The organism is Kitasatospora sp. NPDC028961, from assembly GCF_055564815.1.
The window spans coordinates 27,250-53,251 of record NZ_JBVHVO010000009.1 but is presented as its reverse complement, the minus strand read 5'-3'; the positions used below and the strand labels follow the sequence as shown (position 1 = coordinate 53,251).

The following is a 26,002-nucleotide window of genomic DNA, read 5'->3' as shown; positions in this document are numbered from 1 at the left end:
TCGCACCCTCAACCGGTTTGTGGGCGAGGGGTGAAATCGGAAATACCTATTAATGGGCGGCTGGAATGAAATGGCAAGTCAACTTCCAGCATCCAGGGCCACGTTCGGTACTGTCTGATTTTGCCTGCTTCATTTCGATTTCACGCCGGGAATTCGCGAGAGAACCGAAAGCCGCCAGCGGCAGCAGGTGCAGTCAGGACCGCGCCCACCGGGCCGGGACGGCCGCCCCGGGCCAACCGGTGCCGGGCCGCCGTCACCCCGGGCACACAGCAGGGGAGTTCGTGCGCTGATGACCATTGACCACGACAGCGTGCCACGGCCCGGTCGGCCCCTGTCCGGCCCGCGCCGGCCCGCCACCGGACTGCTCGACCGCCCGGCCAGGTCCGCACAGACCCGCAGCACCCCGGCGCTCCGCCGCCACCGCCGACCGGTCCGCTCCCGGCTCGCCCTGCCCGTCACCCTGGCCGCCGTCGACGCCTTCGCCCTGTGCACCGCCACCGGGCTCGCCAACCGGGCCCTCGACCCGGCGGTCCGGGTCGATCCGCTGCTGGGCGTGGCCGCCCTGCTCCCGCTGCTGCTCCTGCTCAACCTGGCCGGCGGCCTCTACCGGGCCCGGCTCACCCTCTCCGTCCTCGACGAGCTCCCCGCGCTGACCGTCCGGGCCGTCGTGGCCACCGCCTTCGCCGTCACCCTGGCCGGCTGCCTGGACGGCCGCTGGCCCGACACCGGCCCCGCCACCCCGGCCCGGCTGACCGCGCTGCTCGGCGCCCAGCTGCTGCTCGCCGTCTGCGGCCGGACGCTGCTCTTCCACCTGGTCCGCCGGATCCGCCGCAGCCGGCCCAGCCCCGTACTGGTCCTCGGCGCCGGCCGGCTCGGCCGCCGGGTCGCCGAGGCCCTCAGGGAGCGCGGCGAGTACGGCATGCGCCCGGTCGGCTTCCTCGACCCGGACCCGCCGCTGCTGGCCGGCGACACCGACCTGCCGGTGCTCGGCGGCCGCGAGGTGCTGGAGCGCGAGGTCCGCCGCCACCGGATCCACCACGTCGTCGCCACCGCGGGCGCCGCCGACGAGGCCGAGACCGCCGCCGCCCTGCGCGACGCCGCCCGGCTCGGCTGCCAGGTCTGGCTGGTGCCCGCGCTGCGCGAGTACGGCTCCCTGGAGAACGGCCACTCGACCGGCGGCGACCACCTCTGGGGCTTCCCCTGCCTGAAGGTGGACCGCCCGGCGATGCGCCGCCCCGGCTGGGCCGTCAAGCGCGCCCTGGACGTCACCGCCGCCGGCCTCGGCCTGCTCGCCCTCGCTCCCGTGCTCGCCCTGTGCGCGCTCGCCGTCCGCTTCGACACCGGCCCCGGCGTGCTCTTCCGCCAGCAGCGCACCGGGCTGGACGGCCGGGTCTTCACCGTCCTCAAGTTCCGCACCCTGCGCCCCAGCAACGAGCACGAGTCGGCGACCCGCTGGAACATCTCCCAGGACCACCGGATGGGCGCCGTCGGCAAGCTGATGCGCCGCAGCTCCCTGGACGAGCTGCCGCAGCTGTGGAACGTGCTGCGCGGCGACATGAGCCTGGTCGGCCCGCGCCCCGAGCGCCCGTACTTCGTCATGCGGTTCAGCCAGGCCTACCCCGAGTACGCGGACCGCCACCGCGTCCCGGTCGGCCTCACCGGCCTCGCCCAGGTCAACGGCCTGCGCGGGGACACCTCCATCGAGGACCGGGCCCGCTTCGACAACCGCTACATCGAGAGCTGGAGCCTCTGGCAGGACGTCAAGATCCTGTGCCGCACCGCGGCCCTGATGCTCCACCCGGACGGAAGCTGACCAGCGTGGCCCTCACCCTCGATCTCGTCCCGACGCCCGCCCGGGCGTTACACCGGACGGTCGCGGCGCTCGCCGCCCGGCCCAGCCTGCTCGCGGCCGCCACCGTGCTGCTGGTCTGCGTGCCCACCGGCGAGAAGGACGTCACCGCCGCCGTCCACGTCACCGCCGCCGACCTCGCCTCGCTGGCACTGGTCGCGGTCACCGCCGTCGAGCTGCTGCGCGGCCGCACCCCCGCGATCGGCCGGACCGCCGCCGTGCAGTTCGGCGTGATCGTGCTCGCCGCCGCCGTCGCCACCGTCGGCTCGATCGACCCGGCCGCCAGCCTCACCGGCTTCGTCCGGCTCACCCAGGTCTTCGTCCTGGTGCCAGCCGCCGTCCTCTGCTCGCTGCGCGACCGCACCGACCGGCGGCTGGTGCTCGGCTCCTTCGTCGCCGCCGCGCTGGTCCAGGGTGTGGTCGGCGCCCACCAGTACCTCACCGGGACGGGCGCCTCCTACACCGGCAGGCCGATCCGCGCCGTCGGCACCTTCGGGGCGCTCGACATCATGGCGATGTCCACCGTGGTCAGCTACGGCCTGCTCGCGGCCCTCGCACTGGGGCTAGCCGAGCGAGGCCCGGCCGGCCGCCCGAAGCTGCGCCGGGCGATGTTCGCGGCCGCGGCCTTCCTGGCCTTCCCGCTCGCCGTCTCGTTCAGCCGCGGCAGCTGGATCGCCACCGGCGCCGCCGCCGCCGTCCTTTTGCTGCGGGCCGACGCCCGGCTGGCGGTCCGCAGCGCCGTCCTCGGCCTGGCCGCCGCCGTCGTGCTGATCGGCGGCCTCGGCCTCGGGGCCTCCGGCGTCACCGCCCGGATCAGCTCCATCGGCTCCGTCTCGGCCGCCCCCGACCAGTCGGTGTCCGACCGCTACGACCTCTGGTCCACCGCCGGGCGCATCTGGCAGGACCACCCGGTCAGTGGCGCCGGCCCCAAGGCCTTCCAGCAACTGCGCGACAGCAACGCCCCGTTGCGGCTCTCCTCGGGCAGCGACGCGGCCGACCCCACCATCGGCTTCCAGCGCGAACCGCTGCTCTCCCCGCACAACATGTACTTCCTGGTCCTCAGCGAGCAGGGGCTGATCGGCATCGTCGCCTACGCCGCGCTGTTCCTCGGTCTGCTGATCGGGTGCCTGCGCCGGGCCCGGGGCAGCGGCCTCGCGGCGCTCGCCCTGCTGGTCTGGGTCCTGGTCGACTTCCTCTACGCGGACATCGGCGGCACCACCACCGTGCTGACCTCCGTCGTCCTCGGCCTCGCCGCCCGGACCGCCGCCGGCGCCACACCGGAGGCGACCCCCCGATGACCACCGACCGGCCGACCGCGCTCACCCCGACGCTGCCGGCCCCCCGCTCCGCACCCGCCGCCGAGACCACGGCGGCCCCCCGGCGCGGCTTCCTCGCCAAGGCCTTCGGCATCACCGCCGTGCTCAGCGCCGCCGGCTCCGCCCTCGGCCTGCTCCGCGACCTGCTGCTGGCCCGCTACTTCGGCGCCAACCAGGGCACCGACGCGTTCCTGGTCGCCTGGACCGTCCCGGAGACCGCCGCACCACTGCTGATCGAGGACGCCATGTCCTTCCTCATGGTGCCCGCCTTCGCCCTGGCCCTGGTCCTGCGGGAGGAGCACCCCGACGGGCCCGACCCGGTCCGCCAGCTGGTCCGCGCGACCCTGCCCTGGCTGCTGCTGGCGCTCACCGCGCTCTCGCTCGGCGTCGCGCTCGGCGCCCCCCAGCTGGTCGACCTGCTCGCCCCCGGCCTGGCCGACCCCGGGCTCGCCGTCACCTGCACCCGGATCACCGCCTGCACCGTGCTGCCCTTCGGCGTGGCCGGCTATCTCGCCGCCGCACTCCGGGCGCACCACAGCTTCACCGCCCCGGCCGGCATCTACGTCGCCTACAACGTCGGCATCCTCGGCGTCCTGCTCAGCTGCCAGGCGCTCTGGGGCGTCCGCTCCGCCGCGATCGGCGTCGCCCTCGGCAGCCTGCTGATGGCCGGTCTGCTGGTCGTCCCGTTCCTGCGCCGGCTGCGGTCCGGCCGCGCCGCCGCGGGCCGCCGGGCCCGCCCCGCACTCGTGCTGATCCCGCTCGCGCTGCTGCCGGTGGCCGCCTTCACGCTCACCCGGCAGGCTCAGGTCTTCATCGAGCGCTTCCTCGGCTCCGCGCTGCCGCCCGGCACCATCTCGCACCTCAACTACGCCGCCAAGGTCTCCCAACTGGCCATGACGGCGGCCATCCTGATCTGCACGGTGACCTTCCCGCTGGTCGCCCGGGCGCTCGCCGCCGGGGACCTCACCGCCGCCCGCGACCGGGTCGAGAAGGACCTCGGCCAGGCGGCCGCGGTCGTCCTGTTCGGCACCGCCTTCCTGCTGGCCTGCGCCCCCTCGGTGGTCGCCCTGCTCTTCCAGCGCGGCGCCTTCGGCGCCCAGGACACCGCCGCCACCGCGGCCGTCATCCGCGTCTACAGCTTCGGACTGCCCGCGCAGGCGCTGATCGGCGTGATGATCCGCCCCTACTTCTCGCTCCGCCCGGTGGTCCGCCGCGCCGGCGACCCGCGCACCGACGACGGCGGCCGCCGGCTGCTCGACTGGTACCCGGCCGCCGCCATGGTGCTCGGCCTGGTCGTCACCGTCGCCGTCGGCCTGCTCGCCACGCCCCGCTTCGGCGCCCTCGGCCTGGCCGCCGGGAACGCGGCCGGCATCACCACCACCGCGGCGCTGCTGCTGCGCGGGCTCGTCCTGCGCGGCATCGCGCTGCGCCTGCGGCTGGTCCTCGGCGGCCACGCCAGGCTGCTGGCCGCCGCCGCCGGGGCGGCCGCCCTCGGCACCCCCGCCGCCGGACTCCCCGCCGACCCCCTGCTCTCGACGCTGCTCGGGGGCCTCACCGTGGCGCTCGCCTTCGCCGCCCTCGGCACCGGTCTCGGTGCCCGCGAGGTGCGCGGACCGGTCCTCGCCGTCGTCCGGGCCCTGTGCCCGCCATCCGTTGCCGATGAAGGGAAGCCTCCCCATGGACGCTGAACGGGGATCCGTACGGTCGGTGCTGTCGGGCGTACGCCGCTCCGGCGCGCCGGCGGCAGCCGGTCCACGGACCGAGGTGCCGCGCGCCGCGGCCCGCCGCCCGGAGGCACAGCTGCCCCGAAGTCGCCGACCCGCCACCCGGGCACCCGTCCAGGAGGCCACCTCGCCGTGGATCCTGATGTACCACTCGGTGGCCGTCGAGGAGGACGACCCGTACCAGCTGACCGTCAGCCCGGAGCGCTTCGCCGAGCAGATCGCCTGGCTCCACCGGCGCGGCCGGCGCGGCGTCTCGGTCCGCGAGCTGATGCGGGCCAGGGCCGCCGGCCGGGCCGACAACATGGTCGGCCTGACCTTCGACGACGGCTACGCGGACTTCGGCCGCTTCGCCGTACCGATTCTGCAGGCGTACGGGTTCACCGCGACCGCCTACGTGGTCGCCGACCTGCTGGGCCGGGCCAACGACTGGGACGTCAAGGGCCCGCGCAAGAAGCTGCTCACCGTCCAGGAGGTCACCGAACTCGCGGCCGCCGGCTGGGAGATCGGCTCCCACGGCCTCGGCCACCAGGCCCTGCCAGGCCTGCCCGCCGACGTCCTGGCCACCCAGACCCGGGAGAGCCGGCGCGTGCTGGAGGAGGTCGTCGGCGGTCCGGTCACCGGCTTCTGCTACCCGTACGGCGCCGTCGACCTGCCCGCCACGCTGGCCGTGCGCGACGCCGGCTACGACTACGCCTGCGCCATCGCGCACTCCCCGCTCACCGGCCGCTACGCGCTGCCCCGCTGCTACGTCGGCGACCGCGACGGCGCCTGGCGGCTGCGCGCCAAGCGCGGCCGCCACCGCCTCCGCGACACCCTCACCGAGCTGCGCCGCAACCGCCTCGCGGCACGCTCCGCGTCGAAGGGCCGGGCCGGCGCCGAGCGCGAGGAGACGCAGGGGAGCGCCGGGGCCCGGAGCACCGCGGGCGGGTCCGAGCGCCCCGCCGGGGAGCGGGCGGGCCGGCGGGGGGCCGGCCGGTGAGGGTGCTGCACATCGTCACCGGTCTCGCCTCCGGCGGCGCCGAGCGCCAGCTCCAGCTGCTGCTGCGCCACCTGCCCGCGCACCAGCACTGCGAGGTGGTCGCGCTGACCAACCCCGGCACGGTGGCCGCCGCGCTGCGCGCCGAGGGCGTCACCGTCCACCACCTGGCGATGCGCGGCAACCGCGACGTCGGCGCGCTGCCCCGGCTGGTCCGGCTGATCCGGTCCGGCCGCTACGACCTCGTCCACACCCACCTCTACCGGGCCGGCCTGTACGGGAGGCTGGCCGCCCGGCTGGCCGGCGTCCGGGCGGTGGTGGCCACCGAGCACTCGCTGCACGCGGGGGTGATCGAGGGCCGCCCGGTCACCCGCGGCGTCAAGGGCCTCTACCTGGCGGCCGAGCGCCTGGGCACCACCACCGTCGCGGTGTCCCGGCAGGTCGCCCAGACCCTGCACGCCTGGGGCGTGCCGCCGGGCCGGGTCGAGCTGATCCCCAACGGCATCGACGCCGCCCGCTACCGCCGTCCGGACGCCGACCGGGCCGCGGCCCGGCACCGGCTGCGCGCCGACCTCGGCCTCCCGGCGGCGAGCTGGGTGGTCGGCGGGGTCGGCCGGCTGGTGCCCGGCAAGCGGTTCCACGTGCTGCTGGAGGCGCTCGCCGGCCTCGACCCGGCCGCCCGGCTGGTGCTGGTCGGCGAGGGCCCCGAACGCGCCGCCCTGGAGCGGCGGGCCGTCGAACTCGGCGTCCGCGACCGCCTGGTCCTCACCGGCGAGCGCGACGACGTCCCCGACCTACTGGCCGCGCTGGACGTGCTGGCCGCCCCCTCGACCGCGGAGACCTTCGGCCTCGGCGTCCTGGAGGGCCTGGCGGCCGGCCTGCCGGTCCGCCACAGCGCCTGTCCGGCCCTGGACGAACTCCCGCCGGCCGCCGCTCCGCAGGCCCGCCGGATCCCCTCCGACGCCGCCGCCTACACCACCGCGCTGCGCGAGCTGCGCCACCTCAACGACCACAGCCCCGAGCCCCTGCCCCGGCCCCCGGCGGTCGGCCACTACGACATCGTCCGGGTGGCCGCCGACCTCGGCGCCCTCTACGACCGCCTGGCACCCGCTTGAGCCGCCGGCAGCCGCCGAACCCCCGGGCCGCCGGCCGGGCGGCCCCCATATCCAAGGAGCACCCCATGTCCGAACCGCGCCGAAGCGTCCGCAGCCTGGCCCGCCGCTGGTGGCCGGTGGTCCTCGCGGTGCCGCTGGGCGCCGCCGCCGGCGCCGGGTACGCCGTCGTCGCGCACCCCTCGTACGCCGCCAACTCCTATGTGATCGTGGTGCCGGAGAACCAGGGGGAGAGCGCCTCGGCGATCAACTTCGCCCAGGCGTACGGCCGGCTGGCCGGCCAGCCCCAGGTGCTCGCGGCCGCCGCCGCCGAGACCGGGCACAGCCGCACCGAACTGGAGACCCTGGTGCACGGCACCACCTCCCCGGACGCCCCGATGATCGAGATCACCGGCACCGGCGCGCGGCCCCGGGAGGCGGTGCTGGCCGCCGACGCGGTCGCCCGGTCGCTGGTGGCCTTCGCCAACACCAGCAGCAAGGAGACCGGCGTCCGGCTGGTCCCGCTGGCCCCCGCCGCCGAGCCCGACAAGCCGACCACGCCGTCCGCGCAGCTGGACGTCGCGGTCGGCGCCGCCGCCGGGGTGCTGATCGGCGCGCTGGTCATGATGACCCGCCGCCGGGGCGGTGAGGCCGGTCCGGCCGCCGTGGCGACGCCCGGCACGGAGCCCGCCGCCCCGGCCACCCCGCGCCCGCGCACCGAGGAGACCCCGGCGGCCGAGGCCCCGGCCCCGGCGGAACCGGCCGCGGCGGAGCGGCCCGGCACCGGGCAGGCCGTCCCCGAGCAGGCCGCCCCGGCGCAGCCCACGGGCGGGAAGGCAGCCGGCGGGAAGTCGCCCGCCGAGAAGGCCCCGGCCAAGGAGAAGAGCGCCGCCGGGAGCGGTCGATGAGCACCGAGGCGCCGGCCACCACCGGTTTCCCCGCCCAGGCCGGCGCGCCCCGCTGGACCACCGAGCTGCACCGCGAGGACGACGCCCTGGACGTCCTCGCCGAGGAGTGGGACGACCTGGTCACCCGCTGCCGGACGGCCACCTTCTTCCAGGCCGCGGTCTGGCAGCGCTCCTGGTGGCGCCAGTACGGCCGCCCGGGCGACCTCCTGGTCCTGGTGGTCCGCCGGAACGGCCGGCTGGTCGGCGCGGGAGCGTTCCGGCGGCGCCCCGGCCCGCTCGGCGGGCTGACCGGCCTCGGCGACGGGCTGATCGACTTCACCGACATCCTGCTCGACGACTCCTGCGCCGATCGCGCGGCGGCCGAGTTCGCCGCGGCCCTGCCGCTCACCCGCCCCTGGCACAGCCTGGAGCTGCGCGAGGTGCACCCCGAGGCGGCCGTCCAGCGGGTCTTCGAGCAGTGGCGGGGCCGGCGGCGCCGGTTCGGCGACTCGCTCTGCCAGTACCTGCCGGCCGTCCCGATGGAGCAGTTGCTCAAGCGGGTGCCCGGCAAGACCGCCCAGCGCAGCCGGGTGAAGCTCCGCAAGATCGCCGAGGCCGGGGTCGAGGTCCGTTCGACGCCCCCGGAGGAGGTGCCCGAGGCCCTGGAGGGGCTGCTCCGACTGCACTTCGAGCAGTGGCACGAGCGCGGCGTCACCCCGGAGCACCGCACTGGGCGGTTCGCCCGGCACCTCGCCGAGTCCACCACCGGCCTGGTCGCCACCGGCCGCGCCGCGGTGCACCAGTACTGGCTGGACGGCGAGCTGGTCGCGGTGAACCTGCTGCTGCTCTGCCCGTCCTTCGGCGGTCTCTACCTGTACGGCGCGCACCCCCGGCTGCGCGAGCGCCTGGACATCGCCGGTCTGCTGTTCGGGGCGGCGCTGGACGAGACGGTCGACGCCGGGATCCCGCTGCTCAGCCTGTTGCGCGGCCAGGAGCCCTACAAGCAGCGCTGGCGGCCGGACCAGCTGTCCAACCAGCGGCTGCTGTTCGGTCCGCGCGGGCCGGCGCCGGCGGCCGCCGCCCGAGCCGGCTCGGTCCGGGCCCGGCAGGTCGCGGTGCACGTCCTGCGCACCCGGCTGCCGAGGCTCAAGGAGGCGCTGGCGGCCCGCCGGCGGAGCTGAGCCCGCCCCGCCTGCGGGCCCGGCCGCCCGACTTCAGCGCCGGGCCGGCAGCCCGCCCGTCGCGGGCGCGGCGGACGGTGAGGGCGGCGTGGAGGGCGAGGGGGACGGTGCCGCGGACGGCGAGGCCGGTGCGGAGGGGGTTCCCGGGGCCGCCGCGGTCGGCGAGGCGCCCGGCGAGCCCGACCCGGCGGCCCCCGGCTGCGGGGTGACCGCCGGGGGCGCCGGCACAGCGGTGACCGGAGCCCCCTTGGACCCGGCCATCAGCTGCTTGAACCGGCTGCTGGAGCGCGGGTTCTGCGCGCACTGCCAGAACCCGTGCGGGCAGTAGTCGGTGACCGTCTGGTAGCTGGTGTCGTGGGTGCGGATCCACTCCACCATCCGCTGCACGAACTCCGGGTTGTCGCCGTTGCGGAACAGCCCCCACTCCGGGTACGAGACCGGCTTGCCGCGCTTGGCGGCGAACTCGACCTGGTCCTGCAGTCCGTACGGCTCGCGGACGTAGTCGTCGAAGGTGGCGCCGGCGGGCTGGTCGTAGCTGTCCATGCCGATGATGTCGACCACGTCGTCGCCGGGGTAGCACTTGGTCCACGGGATCGCGTCCAGCCCCCGGTTGGGGGTGAAGTCGAAGCGGAACCGCTGACCGGGCACCGAGCGCATCACGGAGACGATCCGCCGCCAGTACGCCTTCCAGGCGGTCGGGTCGGGCTTGCAGCGGTGGGTGTAGGTGGTGCCGTTCATCTCCCAGCCGAGGGTGAGCACGGTGTCCGCCCCGCCGAGCGCCACCAGCCGGCGGGCGAGCCGCAGGAAGTGCCGGTCGAAGTCCCCCCGGACGCCCTGGGCGAGCAGCTTGGCCACCTCGCCGTCCGGCACGGCGGCCTCGCTGGGCACCAGCATCGGGACGCCGAGGATCAGCATCCGGGAGGGGTCGGCCAGCCGCCACTGCGACCACATGCCGAGCACCACCGGCTCGCCCTCGACGTCCGCCCAGCTGTTGCCGGCCAGATAGGTGTGGCCGACCTGCATGTTGGCGTTGTTCAGCCACTGCGCGTAGCGGCCCAGCTGGGGGATGTACTTGTCCCACGAGCCGACGAAGGCACCGAACGGGGCCTCGTGCTTCGGCCGCTGGACGACCGGCCGGGGGGCGGCGCCGCGGGGCTGGAACGCGTCCGAGGAGAGGGCGTGCCGTTCGGTCTGGCTGAGCGGGGTCCCGGTGGGGACGCTCGCGGTGGTCAGCATCAGCAGGGCGGCGGCAGCCAGCGTCAGGCGGCCGAGTCGCATGGTCTCTCCTCCGGCGTCACGGGGCGGGGGCAGCGGGACGGACCGTGATACCCCGCTCGCAGACAGTAGGCCCCGCAGGCGTCGGAAAAGCCGAATGTCACCCTAAAGTGGGCGGTATTCGAACGCCGTCTGCCGCAACGTGCCGTGTATCACCTCTGTAACAGTCCGGACGGCCCTGGAGGCCGTACCGCGGCCGCCCGCCCGGAGCGCCTCCCGGCCGGCCGCGGGTCCGACGGCGCAGGTGGGCGGGCGGATCCGGCGAAGGGCGCGAATCGGCCGGCCGCGCCCGCGCCGCCCCGCCGTCCGGCCGGGTCCGGCTGACTCGTGACGGTGTCGAAAGGTACGCTCCGCCCGTGTCCTGGAAGCCGCTGCGTGCCCTCACCCCCCGATCGATCCTCCCTGCCCTGGCGGTCCTGCTGGTCCTTGTGGCGGGCGCGGCCGCGCATGCCAACAAGCCGGTGCCGTTCGGTGACCGGGTGGCCGGGCCGGGCGGCGCGGACGCCAGCCCGGTCAACTCGCAGTCGTTGGGCGCGGACGGTCTGGAGCTGAAGGTGGGCCCCGGCCTGGAGGCCTACAACCGGGACACCGGCGAGCCCGCCTGGTCCTACCGCCGCGAGGGCGCCACCGCGCTGTACCTGGCGATGGCGGGCGAGAACGCCGTGGTGGTCTGGGACGACGGCCTGGTCACCTCGGTGCGCCCCGGCGACCACGAGGTGCGCTGGCACCGTGCGGTACCCGGCCTGGCGGACTGGATGAGCGGCCAGGGCGAGCCGGGCGCCGAGAAGCGGACCGACGAGCAGCGCAGGCAGCTCCAGCGGGAGCGCGCCGCGGCGGCCCTGCACACCGTCCAGCAGTCCGCGCCTTGGGTGGCCGTGGTCACCCCCGAGCTGACCATGGGCTTCCGCGACGCCGACGGTGACCTCCGCTACAACTCCAAGCCGGCCGGCAACTGCGTCTACGACCCGACCCGCACGGTGGGCACCGACTTCGCGGTGCTCGTGCCGCGCAGCTGCGCCAACAGCACCGGCCAGCCGGTCTCCGGCGGCATCACCGGCTACCGGCTGGACAGCACCGGCTGGCAGCTGTCCGCCGGCCCGGGGGTGTCGCTGAAGGCCCTGGACGGCCGCCGGGTGCTGATCTCGGACGGTCCGATCGTCGGCCCCAAGGTGTTCGACACCCAGGCGGCGGCCCCCGAGGCGGCCTGCGGCAGCCCGGCCGAGCCCTTCGCCGCCGTCCGCCCGCAGGGCAGCTGCGACGCCGCGGAGGACGCCCCGCAGTCCTGAGACCGGTACCCCGGCGGTAAAAGCCTCCGGGCCCCGTCACGGGGCCCGGTAGACTTGCCGTCATGGCTGTTCTCTCCGGGCACTAGCGGACGAGCGGCGCCGCCCCCGGGCGGTCCGCCGGTCTGCCGACGTCGCCCCCTTCCGCTGCCCCGGCCCTGTGCCATGCCCAGGCGCCCGCCCACGTCCCAGGAGTAGTCCCAGCCATGATTTCCGCCAACGCCCTTGAGCTGCGCGCCGGTGCCCGCATCCTGATCGAGTCCGCGAGCTTCAAGGTGGCCCCGGGCGACCGGATCGGCCTGGTCGGGCGCAACGGCGCCGGGAAGACCACGCTCACCAAGGTGCTGGCCGGCGAGGGTCTGCCGGCCTCGGGCACGGTCACCCGCTCCGGTGAGGTCGGCTACCTCCCGCAGGACCCGCGCACCGGTGACCTCGACGTCCTCGCCAAGGACCGCATCCTCTCCGCCCGCGGCCTCGACAGCGTGCTGAAGAAGATGCGCGAGAACGAGGAGCGGATGGCGAACGGCAAGGGCGCCACCCGGGACAACGCGATGAAGAAGTACTCGCGCCTGGAGACGGAGTTCCTCACCAAGGGCGGGTACGCCGCCGAGGCCGAGGCCGCCACCATCGCCGCCGCGCTGGGCCTGCCGGACCGCATCCTCGAACAGCAGCTGCACACCCTCTCCGGTGGTCAGCGACGCCGCGTCGAGCTGGCCCGGATCCTCTTCTCGGACTCCGACGTGCTGCTGCTCGACGAGCCCACCAACCATCTCGACGCCGACTCGATCGCCTGGCTGCGGGACTTCCTGAAGACCTACAAGGGCGGCTTCATCGTCATCTCGCACGATGTCGAGCTGGTCGAGACGGTCGTCAACAAGGTCTTCTACCTGGACGCCAACCGCTCCGCGATCGACGTCTACAACATGGGCTGGAAGCAGTACCAGCAGCAGCGCGAGGACGACGAGAAGCGCCGCAAGCGCGAGCGGGCCAACGCGGAGAAGAAGGCCGCGACCCTGAACGCGCAGGCCGACAAGATGCGCGCCAAGGCGACCAAGACGGTGGCCGCGCAGAACATGGCCCGCCGTGCGGAGAAGCTGCTGTCCGGCCTGGAGCAGGTCCGGCTGAACGACAAGGTCGCCAAGCTGCGCTTCCCGGACCCGGCGCCCTGCGGGAAGACCCCGCTGACCGCCGCCGACCTCTCCAAGTCCTACGGCTCGCTGGAGATCTTCACCGGCGTGGACCTGGCCATCGACCGCGGCTCGCGGGTCGTGGTGCTGGGCCTGAACGGCGCGGGCAAGACCACCCTGCTGCGGATGCTGGCCGGGGTGGAGAAGCCGGACACCGGCGAGGTGATCCCGGGCCACGGCCTGAAGATCGGCTACTACGCCCAGGAGCACGAGACCCTGGACCCGGAGCGCACGGTGCTGGAGAACATGCGCTCCTCGGCGCCCGACACCGACCTGGTCCAGATCCGCAAGATCCTCGGCTCCTTCCTGTTCTCCGGCGACGACGTCGACAAGCCGGCCGGGGTGCTCTCCGGTGGTGAGAAGACCAGGCTGGCGCTGGCCTCGCTGGTGGTCTCCAGCGCCAACGTGCTGCTGCTCGACGAGCCCACCAACAACCTCGACCCGGCCAGCCGCGAGGAGATCCTGGGCGCGCTGCGCGAGTTCAGCGGCGCTGTCGTACTGGTGACCCACGACGAGGGCGCGGTCGACGCGCTCCAGCCGGAGCGGATCATCCTGCTGCCGGACGGCGTGGAGGACCTCTGGAGCCCGGCCTACAACGACCTGGTCTCGCTCGCCTGATCCGGGGCTCCCTCGATCCGGCCCGGCCTCCGCCCGGCCTGGAGTAGACGCCTCGTCCACTCTTCGGACCAGAAAAACTAGTACTTACGGCGTGTCCGGGAATGAAGAGGTCCGGGATTCCGTTTGAGAAGCTTCCGTCGGCCCGCCACTCGATCGTGGTCGGGCCGACGCTGCTGATCAGCTCTTTCGCGCCGAATGGCGGTATCGCTCCGGGGGCGTGCACTCTGCGTGAGCGCCCTTGTGCGCTCGGATCACCACCGACGGAACGCGCATTCCCGGCATCGACCTTGTCGAATGGGTGGCCAGGAGGCTGTGGATGGGTGATCATGGGAATCTGACCGAGCAACGCTACGAGGAGGCACGGGTGGCCGAGACTCTGAAAAAGGGCAGCCGGGTGACCGGTGCCGCGCGTGAGAAGCTCGCGGCCGATCTCAAGAAGAAGTACGACTCCGGGGCGAGCATTCGCGCTCTCGCGGAGGAGACCGGTCGCTCGTACGGCTTCGTGCACCGGATGCTGAGCGAGTCCGGAGTGATCCTCCGGGGCCGCGGCGGTGCCACGCGGGGCAAGAACAAAGCTACTGCTGGAGCCAGCTCCTGACGGTCCGTCAGTTCTTCGACGGATGACTCGGCGGCAGGGCGCGGGCCGGATGGACGACGTCGGTCGTCCGCCTCCGGTCGGAGCGAACCGGCCGCCGATCGTCATGCCCGCCGCCGTCCGTCCGGGCCCGGTCCGGACCCGTCCGAAACACTGGGCGCCGCTGCCCTGCCGCAGCGCGCCCAGTTTTGTTACTCTCCGGTAGCCAAGTCCCTCGCCACCGGAGGTCCCCGCATGACCGCCCCCGCCACCGACCCGCAGGCCCCGAGCTGGGAGCAGGACGGCGTCCGCCTGGAGATCGACGGCGAACTCGCCGTCGTCACCCTCTGTCAGCCCGAACGGCGCAACGCCCAGTCGCCCGCGATGTGGCGCGCGCTGGCCGCCGTCGGCCGGGAGCTGCCCGGCGCCGTCCGGGTGGTGCTGCTGCGCGCCGAGGGCCTCTCCTTCTCGGCCGGCCTGGACCGCGCGATGTTCACCCCCGAGGGGATTCCCGGCGAGGTCACCTTCCTCCAGCTGGCCGCCGCCGAGGACAAGGACCTCGACGACACCATCGCGTACTACCAGGAGGCCTTCTCCTGGTGGCGCCGGCCCGACGTGGTCACGATCGCCGCCGTCCAGGGCCACGCCGTCGGCGCCGGCTTCCAGCTCGCCCTCGGCTGCGACCTGCGCGTGGTCGCCGACGACGCCCGGTTCGCCATGAAGGAGACCTCGCTCGGCCTCGTCCCCGACCTGGCCGGTACCAAGCCGCTCACCGAGCTCGTCGGCTACGCCCGGGCGCTGGAGATCTGCGCGACCGGCCGCTGGGTCGGCGCCGAGGAGGCGACCGCGATCGGGCTGGCCAACCTGGCCGTCCCCGGCGCGGAGCTGGACGCCGCCGCCCGCGACCTCGCCGCCGCGCTGCTCGCCGCCCCGCGCAGCGCCGTCATCGAGACCAAGGCGCTGCTCCAGGGTGCGGGCGGACGCTCGTACGACGAGCAGCGTTCGGCCGAACGGGCGGCACAGGCTCGCCGCCTGCGCGATCTGGCCGGCATCGGCGACTGACCGCACGAGCACGCCGAAGGCCCGGCTCCGGGGGGACCGCCCCCGGAGCCGGGCCTTCGGCGTCGCGGCTCCCCCGGTCGCCGCTCCGGGGGCGCGAATCGTGGCGAAATGCCAGAGTTGGAGCGATTTGCGATATAGCTGGAGCCGTACGACGGGAGAACCACCCATGCCTGACACTCCGACGCCCGCCACCATGCACAAGAACCCCTCCGCCGCGCCCGGACCGGTCGCCTCGGCGGCCGACACCGGCCGGGGGGTGACCGACCGCGGCCGTACCGCCCTGGCCGTCGGTGTGGTCGAGAAGATCGCCGGTATGGCCGCCCGCGAGGTCTCCGGCATCCACGCCCTCGGGTCCGGCCTGTCCCGGACCTTCGGCGCGATGCGCGACCGGGTGCCCGGCGGCAAGTCCGCCGTCGGGCGAGGGATCAAGGCCGAGGTGGGGGAGAAGCAGACCGCCATCGACATCGCCCTGGTCGTCGAGTACGGCGTGGTCATCCCCGAACTGGCCCGTCAGGTACGGGAGAACATCATCGACGCGGTGGAGCGGATGACCGGCCTGGAGGTCGTCGAGGTCAACATCGCGGTCAACGACGTCCATCTGCCCGACGAGCCGGACGTCGAGGAGGAGGAAGAGGAGAGCGTCCCCTCCGGACAGCGGCCCAAGTTGAAGTAGCCCCGTCGGGGGACAGCAGCAGTGGAAGACGAGGAGTAGCGGATGAACCTGGCCATTGTCGGCCTGGTGGTGGGTATGGCCCTCGGCTTCGCCGGCTATTTCGGCGGCTTCGCGGCGTTCCTGCTGGTGGCCGCGCTGGGCGTGGTCGGCTTCGTGGTCGGGCGCCTGCTGGAGGGCGACATCGAGATCGGTGATCTCGGCGACCTGCTGCGCGGCCGCGACCGGCGCCGCTGATGGCGTCCCCCGTCACCCCTGCCACCTCGGCCACCTCCACCACCGCGGTCACCCCCGCCGCCCGCCGCCGCGAGCCCGGCGTCCGCGGGCGGCTGCGGGTGGCCGACCGGGTCTACGCCCGGATCGCCGCCCGGGCCGCCCGTGAGGCGCTCGACGACGCGTGGCGCGGCCGGACGGAGCGGGGTGCGCCGCCGAAGGTCTCGGTCGCCGTGCCGGGCAGCACCGTCACCGTCCGGGTCTCCGTCGAGCTGCCGTTCCCCGCCGACCTCGCCGCGCTCGCCCGGGCCGTCCGGGAGCGGATCGCCGCGCAGGTCGGCGGTCTGACCGGGACGCGGGTCGGCGAGGTGGTGGTGGTCGTCGAACGACTGGTCACCGGGGGGCCGCGGTGACGACCGGGCCGACACCGGACGCCGTTCCGCCGGGCGCTCTCCCGCCGGGGTCGTCGCCGCCGGGTTCGGGTGGGTCGGGCGCTCTCCCGCCGGGGTCGTCGCCGCCGGGTTTGAGTGGGGCGAGTGCTCTCCCGCCGGAGGCCGGCGAGCCCGAGCCGGTCATGGTCAAGGTGCCCCGGCTGCGGGCCCCCCGCACGGTCGCCGCCGTAGTCGTCGCCACTGTCGTCCTGGTGATCGGCGCCGCACTGCTCTACGACGTGATTGCCGTGCGCACCGGGCACGCCGCCCGCCGCTGGCGGGCCGAGGTCGCGGACGAACTGGCCACCCGCCACCTGGACGACCCCTGGGTGCTCGTCGGCGCCGGGGCGGCCGTCCTGCTCGGGGCCTGGCTGCTCTGGCTCGCCCTCGCCCCCGGGCTGCGCCGCTGGCTGCCGCTGCGCCCGCTCGGCGGGACCTCCGCCGCCATCGACCGCGCCGGCGTCGGCACCCTCCTGCACGACCGGGCGGCCGGACTGCCGGGCATCGAGCACCTCACCGTCCGGGTCAACCGCCGCCGGGTGAAGGCGGTGCTCACGGGCCCGGCCGACCCGGCCTCGGTGCAGCGGCAGCTGCGCGCGGAACTCGCGAAGATCAGCCTGGCCCGGCCGCTGCGCCTCGACGTCCGGGCGAAGCGGGGCGGGGGCGGCGCGGGCGACGGCGCCGTGCCCGGGCCGCCGGAAGGCACCGCGGCGGTCCCGGGCACGCCGGCGGCCGGCGGGGTCGGCGGGGTCGGATGAGCGGGACACCGTCCGGAGCCGGGCGGCGGAGGACGGACCCGCGGGTGAAGGTCGGACGAGGAGGGGTGGTGAGGGTGCGGTGAGTCGGTCCACCGTCAACCGGGTGCTGCTGGGCGCCGCCGCCGTGCTGCTGCTGGCGGTCGGCCTGCTGGTGCTGGCTGGCGGGCTCGACCTCTACGCACGGCTGGGGGTGGACCCGCCGAGCCGGTGGCCGCTCACCTCGCCGGACCAGCCGGTGGTCAGCTCCAGCTCGCGGACCCGCTGGTCCGACGAGACGTGGTGGTGGCCGGCCGTGACCGCCGGGCTGGTCCTGGTCGTCCTCGGTACCGGCTGGTGGCTCTTCGCCCAGCTGCGCCGCAGCGGCCCGGCGACCGTCGTCCTCCCCACGCCGGGGGTGGGCGGACTGCGGCTGCGGCTGCGCACCCGCGCCCTGGAGGAGGCGCTGGAGACCGGGACGGTGGCCCTTCCGGAGGTCGAACGGGTCAGCGTCCGGCTGCTGCGGGGGTCCGGTCGGCAGCGGCTGCGGGCGGCCGTGCGGCTGACCCCGGGCGGTGATCCGGCGGAGCTGGTGGAGCACTTCGAGACCGGCCCGCGCGGTGACGCCCGCGCCAGCCTCGGCCTGGCCGAGCTGCCCGCCGAACTCCGGGTGCGGGTGCAGGCGGCGAAGCCGGCCGCCGCGCGCGGGCGCGGCGGCCGGCGCCGGCGTCCGCGGGTCGACTAGCCGCCCGCGACCGGCTCCGGCGGGCGGCTCAGAGCCCGCGCAGGGCGCCGCCGTCGACCGGGATCATCACACCGGTCAGGTAGGAGGCGGCGGGGGAGAGCGCGAAGGCGGCGACCTTCCCGAACTCCGCCGGGGTGCCGTAGCGGCGGAGCGGGATGCCGGCGCTGTTGCGGGCCCGGGCGGCGGCGGGGTCGCCGCCGAGGGCGTCCAGTTCGCGGACCCGGTCGGTGTCGATCCGGGCCGGGAGCAGGCCGACCACCCGGATCCCGCGCGGGCCCAGCTCGTCGGCGAGCGACTTGGCGGCCATCGCCAGGCCCGGCCGCAGCCCGTTGGAGATGCCCAGGCCGGGGATCGGCTCGCGGACCGAACCGGAGAGCACGAAGCCGATCACACCGCCCTCGCCGAGCGCCTCGGCCGCGGCCCGGGCCAGCCGCAGGGCGCCGAGGAAGACCGACTCGAAGGCGCCGCGCCAGGCCTCCTCGGGGGCGGCGCTCACCGGGCCGGGCGGCGGGCCGCCGACGCTGATCAGCACGCCGTCCAGCCGGCCGAAGCGCTCCACGGCCGCGCCGAGCAGCCGCCCGGCGGTCTCCGGGTCCGCGTTGTCGGCGACCAGGCCGTGCGCCGCGCCGCTGCCGCCGAGGGCGTCGAGCTCGGCCACCGCCGCGTCGACGGACTCCTTGTTCCGCCCGCTGACCAGCACCCGGGCGCCGTCGGCGGCGAGCTCGCGGGCGGCCGCCAGGCCGAGGCCCCGGGTGGCGCCGGTGACCACGTACACCGTGTCCTTCAGTCCAAGATCCATGGCTCCCATCCTGCCGGGTCGGGGGAGCGGCGGGGTAGGGGGCACGGCGGCCGCCGCGGCCCGGGCCGGCGGCGAGTTTCGGCCGACTGCGTCCGGGAGCTGGCCTTGACGCCCGCGTCAAGGTCTACCGTCGTACCCGACGGCGTTCGAACGGCGGTCGGAAGGAACGGGTGCGGTCATGCGGATCGGTGAGCTGGCGGAGCGGGCGGGGACGACCACCCGGGCGCTGCGGTACTACGAGCAGCTCGGGCTCTTACCCGCCCGACGGGCCGGCAACGGCTACCGCGCGTACGGCGAGGACGATCTGCGGCTGCTGAAGCAGATCCGCACGCTCCAGGACTTCGGTTTCGAACTGGAGGAGACCCGCCCGTTCGTCGAGTGCCTGCGGGCGGGCCACCCGGAGGGGGACTCCTGCCCGGCCTCGTTGGAGGTCTACCGGCGCAAGCTGGCCGAGCTGGACGAGTGCATCACCCGGCTCCAGGAGGTCCGTACGCAGGTGGCCGAGCAGTTCGCCCGGGCCGAGCAGGCCCGTGACGAGCTGGCGGCCGAGGCCGCCTGGCAGACGCCGCAGTGTGAGTTGGCAGTCGAGTGGGAGGAGCGGTAGATGGGGAAGATCGCTGGAGTGCCGGAGGTCACGGACGACACGTTCGCGACCGAGGTGCTGGGGGCCGAAGGGCCGGTCCTGGTGGAGTTCACGGCGGACTGGTGCCCGCCGTGCCGCCAGATGGTGCCGGTGCTGGCCGACATCGCGAAGGAGCAGGCGCACCGGCTCACGGTGGTCACCGTGGACGTGGACCACAATCCGCAGACCCAGGCCGCGTACGGGGTCCTGTCGATGCCGACACTGATGGTCTTCCGGGGAGGTGAGCCGGTGAAGTCCATGGTCGGCGCCCGGGCCAAAGTGCGGCTGCTGCGCGAACTGGAGGACGTGCTGTAGCTCGCGGGCTACGCCGGCACGCTCTCCTGCTCCACCTCGGCCTCGGCGGCCTCCTTGGCGCGGTCCTTGGCCTCGCGGCGCACCATCACCCAGAAGCCGACCGGGATCATCGCCGTGAACAGCCACCACTGGACCGCGTACGCCATGTGCGGGCCGATGTCGGAGTGGTTGGGCTCGGGCAGCAGCTCGGGCTGGTCGGCCGGGGCCGGGGTGGTGGCGGTGAGCTCCAGGTAGCCGCCGAGCAGGGTGGCGCCGGTCTCGCCGGCCTGCTGCTCGGTGCTGATCAGGTTGAACTGCCGGTCCGGCAGGCCGGCCCGGTCCCGGATGCCGCTGCCGGCCGCGGTCTCGTCGGCGCGCAGGCGGCCGGTGAGGGTGACCTCCCCGGCCGGCGCGGCCGGCACCTGCGGGTACTCGGTGGCGGAGCCGCCGGACGCCACCCAGCCGCGGTTGACCAGGACGCTGCCCTTGCCGTCGGAGAGCCGGAGCGGGGTGACGACGAAGTAGCCGATCTTGTCCCCGCCGGAACCGGTCCGCTTGCGGACCACGAACTCGTGCGCCGGGTCGTACTCCCCGGTCGCCGTCACCGTCCGCCAGGTCAGGTCCTTGGGGACGGTGAAGCCGGGCGAGCCCGACAGCGTGTCGAACGGGACCGGCCGGTCGGTGAGTGCCTGGGCGATGAGCTCGTTGCGGGCCACGCGTGCCTCGTGGCGGTGCAACTGCCAGAACCCCAGCCGGATGGTGGTGGGGATCAGCAGCAGGGCGATCAGCAGCGTGATCACCCAGCGCCGCGAGAGCAGAAAACGGTACACACGGGCACGGTACGCCCACCTCACAACCGGATCACGCACCGGGGTGCGGGGCGACCTCGCGCAGCAGATGCAGGAAGGCGTCCTCGCCGAGGACCGGCGTGCCGACCTCGCGGGCCTTGCGGGCCTTGCCGCTCCAGCCCCCCGGCTCGTTGGTGACCAGCAGGCTGGTGAGCCGGCTCACCGAGGAGGCGACGTGCAGGCCGGCCTCCACCGCGCGGTCCTCCAGCACCTCGCGGTCGGTCGCGGTGTCGCCGGTGAACGCCACCCGCATGCCCTGCACCAGCGGCTTGCCGTCCTCCCAGCGTCCCGGGTTCGGGTAGGGGCACGGCGGGCGCTTCCTGGCCTGCCGGTAGGAGGCGCCGGTCCAGGAGCCGCGGGCGGGGGAGGCGGGCTCCTCCACCCCCAGGTCGGTGACGGCCACACAGGTCTGCAGCGGCAGTGGGACGCCCCCCGAGCGGGCCAGGTGCAGGCTGGGCCGGAACGCCTCGGCCAGCACCCGGGCGTCGTCGAGGGCGTTGTGCGCCTGGCGCTGGCGGACGCCGAAGTACGCCGCGAGCGAGGCCAGCTTGCCGTTGGGCAGCGGCAGCCGCAGGTCGCGGGAGAGGACCATGGTGCAGAGCCGCTGGTCCACCGGGGCGCGCAGGCCGGCCCGGGAGAACTCGCGGGAGATCATGTTCCAGTCGAAGAGCGCGTTGTGGGCGACCATCACCCGGCCGCGCAGCCGCTCGGCGAACTCGTCGGCGATCTCCGGGAAGGTGGGCGCGCCCGCCAGCACGTCGTCGGTGAGGCCGTGGATCCAGACCGGGCCGGGATCGCGCCCCGGGTTGACCAGCGTGTACCAGTGGTCGGTGACCTCACCGTCGGCGTCCAGCTGGTAGAGGCCGGCCGAGATGACGCGGTCCGAGCGGCCGAGCCCGGTGGTCTCGACGTCGACCACCGCGAAGCCCTCGTCGGGGGCGGAGCGCTGGGCGGGGACGGGGACGGTCCGCGGCGCGCCGTTCGTCTCGGGCTGGATCGCATGCATGGTCAAACAGAATAAGCGCCGCCGCGACCGGGCTCGGCCGAAATGTTCGTACCGGTCGGCCGGAATAGAGTGGGACGCGTATTCGTCGTACACCCAGTCGAATATCCCCCGGCCGCACCACACCCCCACGCGGCCGTCTCTGCGAAGGACGAATCCCCCATGCGCGCCACCGTGATCCACGGCCCGAACGACATCCGGATCGAGGAGGTGCCGGACCCGGTGATCCAACGCCCGACCGATGCCGTGGTGCGCGTGGTGAACGCCTGCATCTGCGGCAGCGACCTCTGGGCCTACCGGGGCGTGGCGGCGCGGACGGCCGGGCAGCGGATCGGGCACGAGTTCCTCGGCGTGGTCGAGGAGGTCGGCACCGAGGTCCGCGACGTGCGCCCGGGCGACTTCGTGGTCGCCCCGTTCGTCTGGTCGGACGGCACGTGTGATTTCTGTCGCGAGGGCCTGCAGACCTCCTGCCCGCACGGCGGCTTCTGGGGCGAGGTCGGCTCGGACGGCGGCCAGGGCGAGGCCGTGCGCGTGCCGTTCGCCGACGGCACCCTGGTGCGGCTGCCCACCGAGGCGGCGGGCGACGAGAAGCTGCTGCCGAACCTGCTCGCCCTCTCCGACGTGATGGCCACCGGCCACCACGCGGCCGTCACGGCGGGCGTGCGCGCCGGTGCCACCGTCGCGGTGGTCGGCGACGGCGCGGTCGGCCTGTGCGGCGTCCTGGCGGCGCACCGGCTCGGCGCGGGCCGGATCATCGCGCTCGGCCGGCACACCGCCCGTACCGACCTGGCCCGGCGCTTCGGGGCGACGGACGTGGTCGCCGAGCGCGGCGAGGCGGCGATCGAGGCGGTCAAGGAGCTGACCGGGGGACAGGGCGCGCACGCCGTGCTGGAGGCCGTCGGTACCGAGGAGTCGATGCGGACCGCGATCTCGATCGCCCGGGACGGCGGCGCGGTCGGGTACGTCGGCGTCCCGCACGGCGGTAGCGCCGGCGTGGACATCGGCCAGATGTTCGGCCGAAACGTTTCGCTCAGGGGCGGAGTCGCGCCGGCCCGCGCGTACATCCCCGAGCTGCTGCCGGACGTCCTCTCCGGCGCCATCGAGCCCGGCCTGGTCTTCGACCGCACCGTCGACCTGGACGGTGTCCCGGACGGCTACCGGGCGATGGACGACCGCTCCGCGCTGAAGGTGCGGATCGCTTTCTGACGCATCGTCACCACAGGCTCCACGAAGGGCGGCACCGCACACCGGTGCCGCCCTTCCCGTTGTCGGGAAGTGATGGTTTTCGGCCAATTGACTAGCGCGAGCGGGTGAACGGATGGCTGGTCACGGACAACCCCTTTCGGAGCGGGCACGACCCTCCTAGCATTGCGCGGCGCGCATCCGGACTGTGACGCCCCTCACGTCCGATCGTTCCACTGGTGCGACCACTACGCCGAAGGAGTGAGGAGACAACGTGGAATCGCCGCCGATCACCACTGCCCCTACCGAAGTCCAACTCATTGAAGAGGGCGAGGAGTTCCGCACCCTTCGAAGCTCGTTCCGGAGCTTCGCCTTCCCGGTCACCATCGGCTTCGTCCTCTGGTACCTGCTCTACGTCCTGCTCTCCAGCTACGCCCCCGGCCTCATGGGCACCAAGGTGGCCGGGCACATCAACGTCGCCCTGGTGCTGGGGCTGCTGCAGTTCGTCACCACCTTCGCCATCGCGGCCTGGTACGCGCGCTACGCGGACCGGCGGCTCGACCCGCCCGCCGCCGCGATCCGCGAAGCCCAGGGCGCCGTGGTCCACGCTCCCCGGGAGGCCGCCGAATGACCCTGCTCGCCAGCTCCGCCACCGAGCACCGCGGTCTGACGATGACCCTGTTCGGGTTCTTCGTCCTGGCCACCCTCGGCATCACCGTCTGGGCCGGACGGCAGACCAAGGGCGCCGCCGACTTCTACGCCGGCGGCCGGAGCTTCACCGGGTTCCAGAACGGCCTGGCCATCTCCGGCGACTACATGTCCGCCGCGTCCTTCCTCGGCATCGCCGGCGCCATCGCGCTCTCCGGCTACGACGGCTTCCTCTACTCGATCGGCTTCCTGGTCGCCTGGCTGGTCGCCCTGCTGCTGGTCGCCGAACCGCTGCGCAACTCCGGCCGCTACACCATGGCCGACGTCCTGGCCTTCCGGATGAAGCAGCGCCCCGTCCGGACCGCCGCGGGCATCTCCACCATCGTGGTGTCGATCTTCTACCTGCTCGCCCAGATGGTCGGCGCCGGCACGCTGGTCGCCCTGCTGCTCGGCGTCAGCGGGGACGGCGCCAAGCGGCTGACCATCGTCGCGGTCGGCGCCCTGATGGTGATCTACGTGGTGATAGGGGGCATGAAGGGCACCACCTGGGTGCAGATCGTCAAGGCGGTGCTGCTGATCGCGGGCACCGCGCTGATGACCGTCCTGGTGCTGGCCAAGTACCACTTCAACCCCTCCGCCCTGCTCGGCGCCGCCGCCGACGCCAGCGGCAAGGGCGCCGCGTTCCTCGAACCGGGGCTGAAGTACGGGGTCAACGGGACGACCAAGCTCGACTTCCTCAGCCTCGGGATCGCGCTGGTGCTCGGCACCGCGGGCCTGCCGCACATCCTGGTCCGCTTCTACACCGTCCCCACCGCCAAGGCCGCCCGGAAGTCCGTGCTCTGGGCGATCGGCATCATCGGCGGCTTCTACCTGATGACCCTGGCGCTCGGATTCGGCGCGGCCGCGCTGGTCGGCCCCAAGGCGATCAAGGCGGCCAACCCGGCCGGCAACACCGCCGCTCCGCAGCTCGCCGAGCAGCTCGGCGGCGGCCCGGGCACCACCGGTGGCGCGATCCTCCTCGCGGTGATCTCGGCGGTGGCCTTCGCCACCATCCTGGCCGTGGTGGCAGGCCTCACCCTGGCCTCCTCGGCCTCCTTCGCCCACGACCTCTACGCCAACGTCATCCGGCGCGGCAAGGCGTCCGAGAAGGAGGAGATCCTCTCGGCCAAGTGGGCCGCGGTCGCGATCGGCGCGGTCGCCATCGTGCTCAGCCTCTTCGCGGGGAAGCTCAACACCGCCGCCCTGGTCGCGCTGGCCTTCGCGGTGGCCGCCTCCGCCAACCTGCCCACGCTGCTCTACTCGCTGTTCTGGAAGCGCTTCACCACGACCGGCGCGGTCAGCTCGGTCTACGCCGGGCTGGTCAGCTCGGTGACGCTGGTGTTCTTCTCGCCGGTCGTCTCCGGCGGCAAGGCCTCGCTCTTCCCGGACGCCGACTTCCACTGGTTCCCGCTGGAGAACCCCGGACTGGTCTCCATCCCGATCGGCTTCCTGGCCGGCTGGATCGGCACCCTGCTCTCCAAGGAGAAGGCCGACCCGGCGAAGTACGCTGAACTGGAGGTCCGCTCGCTGACCGGGCTGGGCGCCCACTGACGGGCGGGTGATGACTAAGCTGGCCCGGCCCCGCGGGAGCGGGGACCGGGCCGGCCGCACTCCCGGCCGCACACTCACGGGAAGGGACCGCCGTGCTGCTCGACACCTTCGGCCGGCAGGCCGTCGACCTGCGGGTCTCCCTCACCGACCGGTGCAACCTGCGCTGCACCTACTGCATGCCCGAGGAGGGTCTGCAGTGGCTGGCCAAGCCCGACCTGCTCACCGACGAGGAGATCGTCCGGCTGGTCGGCCTCGCCGTGCGCGAGCTCGGCGTCCGGGAGGTCCGGTTCACCGGGGGTGAGCCGCTGCTGCGTCCGGGGCTGGTCGGCATCGTCGCCGCCTGCTCCGCGCTCGAACCCCGCCCCGAGCTCTCGCTGACCACCAACGGCATCGGCCTCGCCCGGACCGCCGGGGCGCTGCGCGCCGCCGGGCTGGACCGGGTCAACGTCTCGCTCGACACCCTCGACCCGGACACCTTCCACACCCTCACCCGTCGCCGCCGCCACCAGGACGTGCTGGACGGGCTGAGCGCCGCCGTCGCCGCCGGGCTGACGCCGGTCAAGCTGAACGCCGTCCTGATGCGCGGGGTCAACGACCACGAGGCGCCCGAGCTGCTCGCCCGGTGCCTGGCGGAGGGCTACGAGCTGCGGTTCATCGAGCAGATGCCGCTGGACGCCCAGCACGGCTGGGACCGCTCGTCGATGGTGACCGCCGGGGAGATCCTGGAACGGCTCGCCACCCGGTTCACGCTGACCCCCGAGCCCTCGGACCGCCGCGGCGCGGCTCCGGCCGAGCGCTGGCTGGTGGACGGCGGCCCGGGCCGGGTCGGCGTGATCGCCTCGGTCACCCGGCCGTTCTGCCGCGCCTGCGACCGCACCCGGCTGACCGCCGACGGCCAGGTCCGCAACTGCCTGTTCGCGACCGGTGAGACGGACCTGCGGACGGCGCTGCGGTCGGGCGCCGGGGACGACGAGATCGCCGAGCTCTGGCGTGCGGCGATGTGGGGCAAGAAGGCCGGGGCCGGGATCGACGCCCCGGAGTTCCTGCAGCCCGAGCGGCCGATGTCCGCGATCGGCGGCTGACCGGCTCCGTATCGCCGGACGCGCCGGGCCCTGTCGCCGGGCGCTACGCGGACGGTTCGGCGGGGCCCGGCGCGTCCGGCACGGTCCCATCGGATGAGGCAGCGAACCCCCTTAGGGA

The 26,002-nt window shown here is 74.4% G+C and carries 26 protein-coding genes; 22 read left to right on the top strand and 4 right to left on the bottom strand.

The window, feature by feature from the left end; all coding sequences use genetic code 11:
• The first annotated feature begins 289 nt into the window (after nt 1-289).
• The 7 genes from ACZ4UX_RS18435 (at nt 290) to ACZ4UX_RS18405 (ending at nt 9,024) form a co-directional block, all read left to right on the top strand.
• Nucleotides 290-1,813: an exopolysaccharide biosynthesis polyprenyl glycosylphosphotransferase gene (locus ACZ4UX_RS18435; protein ID WP_465707414.1), complete on the top strand. Its 1,524-nt coding sequence runs from the start codon at nt 290-292 to the stop codon at nt 1,811-1,813.
• 5 nt (nt 1,814-1,818) lie between these two features.
• Entirely contained in the window at nt 1,819-3,147 is a 1,329-nt protein-coding gene (locus tag ACZ4UX_RS18430; RefSeq protein ID WP_465707413.1) for an O-antigen ligase family protein, read from the top strand.
• Nucleotides 3,144-4,853, top strand: coding sequence for a lipid II flippase MurJ (locus ACZ4UX_RS18425; RefSeq protein WP_465707412.1), 1,710 nt, complete (start codon nt 3,144-3,146; stop codon nt 4,851-4,853). Before ACZ4UX_RS18430 ends, ACZ4UX_RS18425 begins: the two co-directional genes overlap by 4 nt.
• Nucleotides 4,843-5,868, top strand: coding sequence for a polysaccharide deacetylase family protein (locus tag ACZ4UX_RS18420; RefSeq protein WP_465707411.1), 1,026 nt, complete (start codon nt 4,843-4,845; stop codon nt 5,866-5,868). The genes ACZ4UX_RS18425 and ACZ4UX_RS18420 overlap by 11 nt, the downstream gene beginning before the upstream one ends.
• Nucleotides 5,865-6,980, top strand: coding sequence for a glycosyltransferase (locus ACZ4UX_RS18415; RefSeq protein WP_465707410.1), 1,116 nt, complete (start codon nt 5,865-5,867; stop codon nt 6,978-6,980). The genes ACZ4UX_RS18420 and ACZ4UX_RS18415 overlap by 4 nt, the downstream gene beginning before the upstream one ends.
• A gap of 65 nt (nt 6,981-7,045) precedes the next feature.
• Nucleotides 7,046-7,864 (top strand): Wzz/FepE/Etk N-terminal domain-containing protein, encoded by an 819-nt coding sequence (locus ACZ4UX_RS18410; RefSeq protein WP_465707409.1) that lies wholly within the window; start codon nt 7,046-7,048, stop codon nt 7,862-7,864.
• Nucleotides 7,861-9,024: a GNAT family N-acetyltransferase gene (locus ACZ4UX_RS18405; RefSeq protein ID WP_465707408.1), complete on the top strand. Its 1,164-nt coding sequence runs from the start codon at nt 7,861-7,863 to the stop codon at nt 9,022-9,024. Before ACZ4UX_RS18410 ends, ACZ4UX_RS18405 begins: the two co-directional genes overlap by 4 nt.
• A gap of 33 nt (nt 9,025-9,057) precedes the next feature.
• Here ACZ4UX_RS18405 and ACZ4UX_RS18400 read toward each other — a convergent pair whose 3' ends face one another.
• Complete coding sequence (locus tag ACZ4UX_RS18400; RefSeq protein WP_465707407.1) at nt 9,058-10,302, bottom strand: glycoside hydrolase family 26 protein; 1,245 nt, start codon at nt 10,300-10,302, stop codon at nt 9,058-9,060.
• A gap of 353 nt (nt 10,303-10,655) precedes the next feature.
• Here ACZ4UX_RS18400 and ACZ4UX_RS18395 point away from each other — a divergent pair, with 353 nt between their 5' ends.
• The 9 genes from ACZ4UX_RS18395 to ACZ4UX_RS18355 all read left to right on the top strand — a co-directional run bounded on the left by ACZ4UX_RS18395 (nt 10,656) and on the right by ACZ4UX_RS18355 (nt 17,816).
• Nucleotides 10,656-11,585: a hypothetical protein gene (locus tag ACZ4UX_RS18395; RefSeq protein WP_465707406.1), complete on the top strand. Its 930-nt coding sequence runs from the start codon at nt 10,656-10,658 to the stop codon at nt 11,583-11,585.
• Nucleotides 11,586-11,788: 203 nt separating this feature from the next.
• A complete protein-coding gene (locus ACZ4UX_RS18390) occupies nt 11,789-13,387 on the top strand; it encodes an ABC-F family ATP-binding cassette domain-containing protein (protein WP_329490117.1) in 1,599 nt (532 codons plus the stop codon).
• Nucleotides 13,388-13,751: 364 nt separating this feature from the next.
• Nucleotides 13,752-13,985: a helix-turn-helix domain-containing protein gene (locus ACZ4UX_RS18385; protein WP_049658450.1), complete on the top strand. Its 234-nt coding sequence runs from the start codon at nt 13,752-13,754 to the stop codon at nt 13,983-13,985.
• 231 nt (nt 13,986-14,216) lie between these two features.
• Nucleotides 14,217-15,023 (top strand): enoyl-CoA hydratase/isomerase family protein, encoded by an 807-nt coding sequence (locus ACZ4UX_RS18380; RefSeq protein WP_352288345.1) that lies wholly within the window; start codon nt 14,217-14,219, stop codon nt 15,021-15,023.
• A gap of 166 nt (nt 15,024-15,189) precedes the next feature.
• Nucleotides 15,190-15,696 (top strand): Asp23/Gls24 family envelope stress response protein, encoded by a 507-nt coding sequence (locus ACZ4UX_RS18375; RefSeq protein ID WP_465707405.1) that lies wholly within the window; start codon nt 15,190-15,192, stop codon nt 15,694-15,696.
• A 42-nt stretch (nt 15,697-15,738) separates the two neighbouring features.
• Nucleotides 15,739-15,930, top strand: a complete 192-nt coding sequence (locus ACZ4UX_RS18370) for a hypothetical protein (protein ID WP_329490120.1) — start codon at nt 15,739-15,741, stop codon at nt 15,928-15,930.
• Nucleotides 15,930-16,319, top strand: a complete 390-nt coding sequence (locus ACZ4UX_RS18365) for a hypothetical protein (RefSeq protein WP_359804354.1) — start codon at nt 15,930-15,932, stop codon at nt 16,317-16,319. Before ACZ4UX_RS18370 ends, ACZ4UX_RS18365 begins: the two co-directional genes overlap by 1 nt.
• A 161-nt stretch (nt 16,320-16,480) precedes the next feature.
• Complete coding sequence (locus ACZ4UX_RS18360) at nt 16,481-17,095, top strand: DUF6286 domain-containing protein (protein WP_465707404.1); 615 nt, start codon at nt 16,481-16,483, stop codon at nt 17,093-17,095.
• A gap of 79 nt (nt 17,096-17,174) precedes the next feature.
• Nucleotides 17,175-17,816, top strand: coding sequence for an alkaline shock response membrane anchor protein AmaP (locus ACZ4UX_RS18355; protein ID WP_329490123.1), 642 nt, complete (start codon nt 17,175-17,177; stop codon nt 17,814-17,816).
• Between the two features lie 28 nt (nt 17,817-17,844).
• On the opposite strand, the gene ACZ4UX_RS18350 is transcribed toward ACZ4UX_RS18355, so the two are convergent.
• Nucleotides 17,845-18,615, bottom strand: a complete 771-nt coding sequence (locus ACZ4UX_RS18350; protein WP_329490124.1) for an SDR family oxidoreductase — start codon at nt 18,613-18,615, stop codon at nt 17,845-17,847.
• A gap of 178 nt (nt 18,616-18,793) precedes the next feature.
• On the opposite strand from ACZ4UX_RS18350, the gene ACZ4UX_RS18345 reads away from it, so the two are divergent.
• Nucleotides 18,794-19,219 (top strand): MerR family transcriptional regulator, encoded by a 426-nt coding sequence (locus ACZ4UX_RS18345; protein WP_329490125.1) that lies wholly within the window; start codon nt 18,794-18,796, stop codon nt 19,217-19,219.
• Nucleotides 19,220-19,552, top strand: a complete 333-nt coding sequence (locus tag ACZ4UX_RS18340) for a thioredoxin family protein (RefSeq protein ID WP_329490126.1) — start codon at nt 19,220-19,222, stop codon at nt 19,550-19,552.
• 8 nt (nt 19,553-19,560) lie between these two features.
• Here ACZ4UX_RS18340 and ACZ4UX_RS18335 read toward each other — a convergent pair whose 3' ends face one another.
• Together ACZ4UX_RS18335 and ACZ4UX_RS18330 are read right to left on the bottom strand one after the other, a co-directional pair.
• On the bottom strand, nt 19,561-20,361 hold the full coding sequence (locus ACZ4UX_RS18335; protein ID WP_329490127.1) for an SURF1 family cytochrome oxidase biogenesis protein: 801 nt from the start codon (nt 20,359-20,361) through the stop codon (nt 19,561-19,563).
• 31 nt (nt 20,362-20,392) lie between these two features.
• The gene (locus ACZ4UX_RS18330) at nt 20,393-21,385 is read right to left on the bottom strand and encodes a DEDDh family exonuclease (protein WP_465707403.1); all 993 of its coding nucleotides are present in this window, start codon (nt 21,383-21,385) and stop codon (nt 20,393-20,395) included.
• Between the two features lie 159 nt (nt 21,386-21,544).
• Between ACZ4UX_RS18330 and ACZ4UX_RS18325 the strand changes: the two genes are divergently transcribed.
• The 4 genes from ACZ4UX_RS18325 to moaA all read left to right on the top strand — a co-directional run bounded on the left by ACZ4UX_RS18325 (nt 21,545) and on the right by moaA (nt 25,884).
• Entirely contained in the window at nt 21,545-22,588 is a 1,044-nt protein-coding gene (locus tag ACZ4UX_RS18325) for a zinc-dependent alcohol dehydrogenase family protein (RefSeq protein ID WP_465707402.1), read from the top strand.
• Between the two features lie 250 nt (nt 22,589-22,838).
• On the top strand, nt 22,839-23,195 hold the full coding sequence (locus tag ACZ4UX_RS18320) for a DUF485 domain-containing protein (RefSeq protein ID WP_329490130.1): 357 nt from the start codon (nt 22,839-22,841) through the stop codon (nt 23,193-23,195).
• Complete coding sequence (locus ACZ4UX_RS18315) at nt 23,192-24,802, top strand: solute symporter family protein (protein WP_380392201.1); 1,611 nt, start codon at nt 23,192-23,194, stop codon at nt 24,800-24,802. Before ACZ4UX_RS18320 ends, ACZ4UX_RS18315 begins: the two co-directional genes overlap by 4 nt.
• A gap of 92 nt (nt 24,803-24,894) precedes the next feature.
• Nucleotides 24,895-25,884, top strand: a complete 990-nt coding sequence (moaA, locus tag ACZ4UX_RS18310; protein ID WP_329490132.1) for a GTP 3',8-cyclase MoaA — start codon at nt 24,895-24,897, stop codon at nt 25,882-25,884.
• Nucleotides 25,885-26,002 lie beyond the last annotated feature (118 nt).